At 72.4% G+C, this 6499-nt stretch carries 6 protein-coding genes; 2 read left to right on the forward strand and 4 right to left on the reverse strand.

The features are described from left to right. Window positions 1-228: 228 nt before the first annotated feature. Together AOK09_RS00005 and AOK09_RS00010 are read right to left on the reverse strand one after the other, a co-directional pair. Window positions 229-915 (reverse strand): ribonuclease HII, encoded by a 687-nt coding sequence (locus AOK09_RS00005; protein ID WP_055584978.1) that lies wholly within the window; start codon window positions 913-915, stop codon window positions 229-231. A gap of 9 nt (window positions 916-924) precedes the next feature. Beyond that, complete coding sequence (locus tag AOK09_RS00010; RefSeq protein ID WP_055584979.1) at window positions 925-1590, reverse strand: TetR/AcrR family transcriptional regulator; 666 nt, start codon at window positions 1588-1590, stop codon at window positions 925-927. Window positions 1591-1717: 127 nt separating this feature from the next. On the opposite strand from AOK09_RS00010, the gene AOK09_RS00015 reads away from it, so the two are divergent. Together AOK09_RS00015 and dapA are read left to right on the forward strand one after the other, a co-directional pair. Beyond that, on the forward strand, window positions 1718-3259 hold the full coding sequence (locus AOK09_RS00015; protein WP_265736696.1) for an MFS transporter: 1542 nt from the start codon (window positions 1718-1720) through the stop codon (window positions 3257-3259). Between the two features lie 268 nt (window positions 3260-3527). Further along, complete coding sequence (gene dapA / locus AOK09_RS00020) at window positions 3528-4460, forward strand: 4-hydroxy-tetrahydrodipicolinate synthase (RefSeq protein WP_055584981.1); 933 nt, start codon at window positions 3528-3530, stop codon at window positions 4458-4460. A gap of 183 nt (window positions 4461-4643) precedes the next feature. Here the strand turns inward: dapA and AOK09_RS00025 are convergent, their stop codons facing one another. Beyond that, window positions 4644-5420 (reverse strand): SDR family oxidoreductase, encoded by a 777-nt coding sequence (locus AOK09_RS00025; protein WP_055584982.1) that lies wholly within the window; start codon window positions 5418-5420, stop codon window positions 4644-4646. Window positions 5421-5465: 45 nt separating this feature from the next. Beyond that, the gene (locus tag AOK09_RS00030) at window positions 5466-6452 is read right to left on the reverse strand and encodes an RNA polymerase sigma-70 factor (protein WP_055584983.1); all 987 of its coding nucleotides are present in this window, start codon (window positions 6450-6452) and stop codon (window positions 5466-5468) included. Between the last annotated feature and the right edge of the window lie 47 nt (window positions 6453-6499).

Genomic DNA, 6499 nt, shown 5'->3' on the forward strand with positions numbered 1-6499 from the left:
TACGGGGGGCTACTGCGTCCGACTCGCGGGGGAAGGGAACGCCGGGGCCCGGGATGCTCTCGTGAATCTCCGGCTCCTCGGGGAAGACAGGCATACCGCGTTGTCTATCAAATGCCGGTGCGACGCGCACCAGGGCCCCTCCGGTTCACCGCTCCGCTACTGGTGATAGGGGGCATCCGTCCGGGTTCCGGACTCCCCGGCCGGCCGTGGGCGCGAGCCGACGACCCGTCAGATGTCCAGGGCCAGCTGCAGGTCGTCCGGCTGGTGCGGCAGCCGTACCCGCTTCAGATGGCGCCAGTCCGGCAGATCGTCGAGATAGGCCCAGGACAGCCGGTGCAGCGGGGACGGCCCGAACTCGGCCAGCGCCGCCCGGTGCACCGGGGAGGGATAGCCCGCGTTGTCCGCGAAGGCGTAGACCGGGTATCCCTCGCCCAGCTCCGCCATCAGGCCGTCCCGATGGACCTTGGCCAGCACCGAGGCGGCGGCCACGGGCACGCACTTCTGGTCGCCCTTGATCACCGTGCGCACCCGCCAGGAGCCGCCCAGATAGTTGTGCTTGCCGTCCAGGATCACCGCGTCGGGGCGGACCGGCAGCGCCTCCAGAGCGCGCACGGCCGCCAGCCGGAGTGCGGCGGTCATGCCCAGCTCGTCGCACTCCTGGGGGGAGGCGTGGCCCAGCGCATGGGAGGTGACCCAGTCGGCCAGCACGGCGTTGAGCTCGGTGCGGCGACGGGGGGTGAGCAGCTTGGAGTCGGTCAGCCCGGCGGGCGGACGGCGCAGACCGGTGACGGCGGCGCAGACGGTGACCGGCCCGGCCCAGGCCCCCCGGCCCACCTCGTCGACACCGGCCACGACGGCAGCGCCCGCGTAGCGGAGCGAGCGCTCCACGCTGTGGGTCGGCGGTTCGTACGGCACCTCCTCAGGCTACGCCGGTCGGGAGGCCGCGCCGCCCTCCGGGCCGGGGCGCACCATCGGCAGCAGCACCTGGTCCACCACCTCGTCGGCGAAGCCTGCGGGGAGCTCGCCGCCGTGCAGCTTCGAGCGGTACAGCAGCAGCGCCGGGACCACATCCGCGACCAGGGGGTCCGCCGCTCCCGGGCGGACGTCGCCGCGCCCCTCGCCGCGCCGCAGGATCTGCAGCACGGCCCGCTTGGCGGGCTCCACCACCCGGTTCAGCGCCAACTGGACGAAGACCTCGGCGTGTTCGTGGTCCATCTCCCCCATCAGCACGCGGATGGCGCGGCCCCCGGGGGACTGAACGGCGGCCGTCATCCGATCCATGAGCTCGTGGAACTCCGCCGCCACCGACCCCCGGTCGGGGATGTCAGTGGCGGGTGGCAGGCTGGACTCCAGCGCGTCCAGCACCAGTTCGTGCTTGGAGGCCCAACGGCGGTACAGCGCGGCCTTGCCGGTACGCGCCGCACCGGCCACACCCTCCATCGTCAAGCCCGCGAAACCTCCGGAGGTCAGCTGATCCAGGGTCGCCTCGAAGATCGCGCGCTCCAGCTCCTTGCCGCGCCGCCGGGAGACTGCCGACGGCGCGCAGCAGCCGGCCTGGGCCTGGGGACGCTCGGGCGAGGACGCTGCCATCCGCCGCTCCTCCATCACGATTCATAGAGAACGGTTGCGTTCACAAATCCCCCACCGCTAGGGTCGATTCTAGTGAACGGTACCGTTCCTTCAAAGCCAGACACAGCCAATCAACAGGGGGCACATTGTGGCTGTCTCGGACACACTCGTCGAACATTCACCAAGCAGGGCGAGCGGAGGCCAGCGTCCGGGGATCGCCCTGACGGTCATCGCCGCCGCCCAGCTCATGGTGGTGCTCGACGCGACCATCGTGAACATCGCGCTTCCGCACATCCAGGACGCGCTGAAGTTCAGCACCACCGACCTCTCCTGGGTCATCAACGCCTACACGCTGACCTTCGGCGGCCTGCTGCTGCTCGGCGGCCGCGCCGGTGACATCCTCGGCCGCCGCCGGGTCTTCATCGTGGGCGTCCTGCTCTTCGGCTTCGCCTCACTGCTCGGCGGGCTCGCACAGAACTCCTGGATGCTGCTGGCCGCCCGTGCCCTCCAGGGCATAGGTGGCGCGATCTGCTCGCCCACGGCGTTCGCACTGATCGCGACCAACTTCAAGGAAGGCCCCGAACGCAACCGCGCCTTCGGTGTCTTCTCCGCCGTGGCCGGTTCCGGTGCCGCCATCGGCCTGCTCGCCGGCGGCCTGCTCACCGAGTACCTCAACTGGCGCTGGGTGCTCTTCGTCAACGTCCCGATCGCCGTACTGATCGCACTGGCCGCGCCGCGGTACATCAACGAGTCCGAGCGCCACCCCGGCCGCTTCGACGTCGTGGGCGCGCTGACCTCCACGCTGGGTCTGGTGGGACTGGTCTACGGCTTCATCCGGGTCGCCTCGGACGGCTGGAGCGACGCCCTGGCGATCACCTCCTTCAGTGCCGCCGTGGTGCTGCTGGCGCTCTTCGTGGTCACCGAGCGGCGCACCCTGCAGCCCATCACCCCGTTGCACATGTTCGCCAACGGCAACCGCAGCGGCAGCTACGTGATCATGCTCTGCATGGCCGCGGCGATGTTCGGCATCTTCTTCTACGTCACGCTCTTTGTGCAGCGGACGCTCGGATACAGCCCGCTCAAGGCCGGCGTGGCCTTCCTGCCGATCAGCGCCGCGATCATCCTCGCGGCACAGCTCTCCTCCGTCCTGCAGCCCCGGACCGGCCCCAAGCCGTTCATGGCGGGCGGCTCACTGCTGGTCGTCATCGGCCTGACCTGGCTGACCCAGACCAGCGCCACCAGCGGTTACCCCGAAGGGGTGCTCGGCCCCACGGTGATCTTCGGCTTCGGCATGGGCTGCATCTTCGTCCCGATGATGCTGATAGCGGTCTCCGGGGTCGCCCCTCACGAGACCGGGGCCGCTTCAGGACTGCTCAACGCCACGCAGCAGATCGGTGGCTCGCTGGGCCTGTCCATCCTCACCACGGTCTTCGGCACCGCGGCCAAGAACGAGTTCGGCAAGCAGCTGCCCTCCTTCATGGCCCATGCCACCGACGCGCAGAAGGCCGAATTCGCCAAGACCGGCCAGATGCCCGGCAGCTGGGGCAACGAGGTGCTCGCGCACGGTATCTCCCAGGCGTTCATCGTCGGGGCCGTACTCTCCGTGGTGGCCCTGCTGACGGCGATCTTCGTAATCAGGCCCAAGGCTTCCGAGCTCCCCACCGAGCCGGTGCACGGCGGTCTGGGCTGACCTCCGTCGCACGGCCGCGGCGGAGAACCCGTCCCCCGCGGCCGTGCGTACCCGGCAGGCGACACGTCCCGGCGGCCCCGGCCAACCCGTGCGTCCCGCCGGCGGCGGGGAAGCGGCCCGTCCCGGCGAGTCCGACGCCTGATGTCCGACCTCCGACGACCTCCGACGACGCCCGACGACGCCCGCCGTCGACAGGCAAGCAGCGCTTAACGGTCCCCCTCACCAGACATCGCTGGACCTCCCACAGCCTGCGGGCGATGCTCGATCCATGCCCACCACCCACCTGCCCTTCGGCCGGACCGCCGTGGCCATGGTCACCCCGTTCCGCCCCGACGGAGCCCTGGACCCCGACGGCGCCCAGCAGCTGGCCACCCACCTGGTCGACCGCCAGGGCTGCGACGGCCTGGTCGTCAACGGCACCACCGGCGAATCGGCCACCACCACCGACGCCGAGAAGGACACGGTGCTGCGCGCCGTACTGGAGGCGGTGGGCGACCGCTGCGCCGTCACTGCCGGCGTCGGCAGCAATGACACCCGCCACACCGCCGCCCTCGCCCGAGCCGCCGAACGCGCCGGAGCACACGGCCTGCTGGTGGTCACCCCGTACTACAACCTGCCGACCCAGGAAGGCATCCGACGCCACCTCACCGTGGTCGCCGACGCCACCGCGCTCCCCGTGATGCTCTACGACGTCCCCGCCCGCACCGGCACCGCCCTCAGCCGTGAGACCCTGCTGCACCTCGCCGGCCACCCGCGGATCACGGCGGTCAAGGACGCCGCCGGCGATCTGACCAAGAGCTCCGCCGTCCTGGCCGCAACCGGCCTGCTCTACTACTCCGGCGCCGACGAGCTCAATCTGCCTCTGGCGGCGATCGGCGCCACCGGAGTGGTCAGTACGGTCGGCAATGTCGCGGGCCCGGCCGTGGCCGCCGTACCCGCCGCCCTCGCCGCAGGCCGTCCCAACGAGGCGGCCCGGCTCCATCTGCGCCTGCTGCCCCTGGTGGAGGCCATGATGGGCAGCGGCGTTCCCGGCACCGTCACCGCGAAGGCGCTGCTGCGCCACCAGGGGCTGCCCGCCGGTCCGGTGCGGCTGCCCCTGGTCGACACCGACCAGCGGCTCACCGACACTCTGGTCAGCGCTCTGGAAGCAGCACTGGAGCACTCACCCGAGGCCTTCGCCCAGGCCCCCTCGACGCCCTGACCGAAGCCGAGACCGGAAGCCCGGCCCGAAGCCCGGACGGGCGCCAGGCCGGGCCCAGACCGCAGCCGAGCCCGGAGCCCGGACCGGCCCCGGCCGCCGCGGACCGCAGCAGGGTGCCCCTCCCGACCCGCGCCCGCCGCAGCGGCCGCCACCGGGCCGGCGGCCGCCCGGAAACACCGGCCCTCACGGTTTCAGGGCGGCCAGATACTGCTCCCAGGTGCCGCTGCCCACCGCCCGTTCCGGGCTCAGATGCAGTCCCTGGCGAAAGCCCCGGGCCGACGCCCCGAACACCGGCACCGGAAGCAGCAACCGCCGCTTGCCCACCGCCCGCAGATAGCCCCGGGCCATCTCGGCGCCCGGGATCACCCGGGGCCCGCCCATGTCAGCCACCCGCCCGGCCGGCTCTCCCCCGGCCAGCGCGACCAGCCGGTCCGCGACCTCCTCCGCCGCCAGCGGCTGGACGCTGATACCCGACGGCACCGGCATCACCAGCGGCAGCTTGGCGAGCGCCCTGAAGACCTGCGCGGGAAGGTCGTGGAACTGCGTGGTGCGCAGCACCGTCCACGGCAGACCCGACCCCTCGATCAGCTCCTCCACCTGGCGCTTCACCCGGTAGTAGCCGAACGGCAGCCGGTCGACGCCGACGATCGAGATATAGACCAGATGCACCCCGCCGACCCGCCGGGCGGCCTCGATGAGCTGCCGCACGGCCGTCAGGTCCGACGCCGGGCGCCGCGGGTCGCTGGCGCAGTGCACCACGACGGAGACGCCCTCCATCGCCGCGTCCAGTCCCTCCCCCGAAACCAGGTCCGCAGTGCACCACCGCACCCCCTGCGGCGCCGCCGCAGGGGCGGCCCGGCGGCTCAGCAGCCGAACCTCGCCGCCCTCCGCCGCTGCCCGCCGGACCACGATCCGGCCCAGCGTGCCGGTGCCTCCGGTGACCAGAACCGCTCCACCCATACCGCACACCCTCCTCGGTGTCCGCGGGCGGTGAGCACCGCCCGCTCACTGAGAAGAACCGGACAGCCCCCGGGAATGTGACAGCTCCCCCGAACCCGACGGCTCCGGGGAGTCCTGCAGCTCCCGCCACTGGCGGGCCGCGTACCCCAGCTTCTCCGGGTTGAGCACGGCGCGCACCCCCGAGATCCCGCCCCCGGACATCTCCAGGGCCACCACCGACCGCAGCCCTCCGGCCTCCCACCAGACCAGCCCCGGCTCCCCGTTGACCTCGGCGGTGGCCACCACGGCGTCCGGCGCGGCCTGGCCGACCACGCCGAGGACGAAGCGCGCCACCCGGTCGCGGCCCAGCACCGGGCGCCGCGCGGCGCTGACGTGTCCCCCGCCGTCCGTCCAGGCGGTCACATCCTCGGTGAGCAGCGCCTCCAGCCCGGGCAGGTCACCCTGCGCGGCCGCGTCCAGAAAGCCCTCCAGCAGTTCTCGGCGCCGCACCTGCGAGGCCTCGAAACGCCGTACCGGCTGCTCCATCCGCTGCCGGGCCCGGCGGTGGTGCTGCCGGGACGCCGCCTCCGAGAGGTCCAGTACCCCGGCGATCTCCCGGTGTCCGTAGCCGAACGCCTCCCGCAGCACGAAGACGGCCCGTTCCGCCGGGGAGAGCCGCTCCAGCATCATCAGCACGGCCAGGGAGAGCGACTCCCGCAGCTCCGCGTGCTCCTCCGGTCCCGGTGCGGGCAGCGGCGCCGTCAGCACCGTGCCGGCGCCGGTGAGCACCGGTTCGGGAAGCCAGGGTCCGACGTAGTGCTCCCGCCGCGCCCTGGCGGAGGTGAGGAGGTTGAGGCAGAGGTTGGTGACCACCTTGGCCAGCCATGCCGAGGGGGCCGCGATCGCTGTGCGGTCCGCCGCGTCCCAGCGCAGGAACGCCTCCTGTACCGCGTCCTCCGCTTCCGCGGCCGAGCCCAGCAGGCGGTAGGCGAGCGCGAGGAGCCGCGCACGGTGCTGCTGGAACTCCGCCGCGGAGCCGTCGGTGTCGACCATGCCGCCAGTCTCCCAGCAGCGGCCGCCGGACGGGGAGCGGCGCCCGG

The sequence above is a fragment of the Peterkaempfera griseoplana genome (assembly GCF_001418575.1).
GTDB lineage: Bacteria > Actinomycetota > Actinomycetes > Streptomycetales > Streptomycetaceae > Peterkaempfera > Peterkaempfera griseoplana.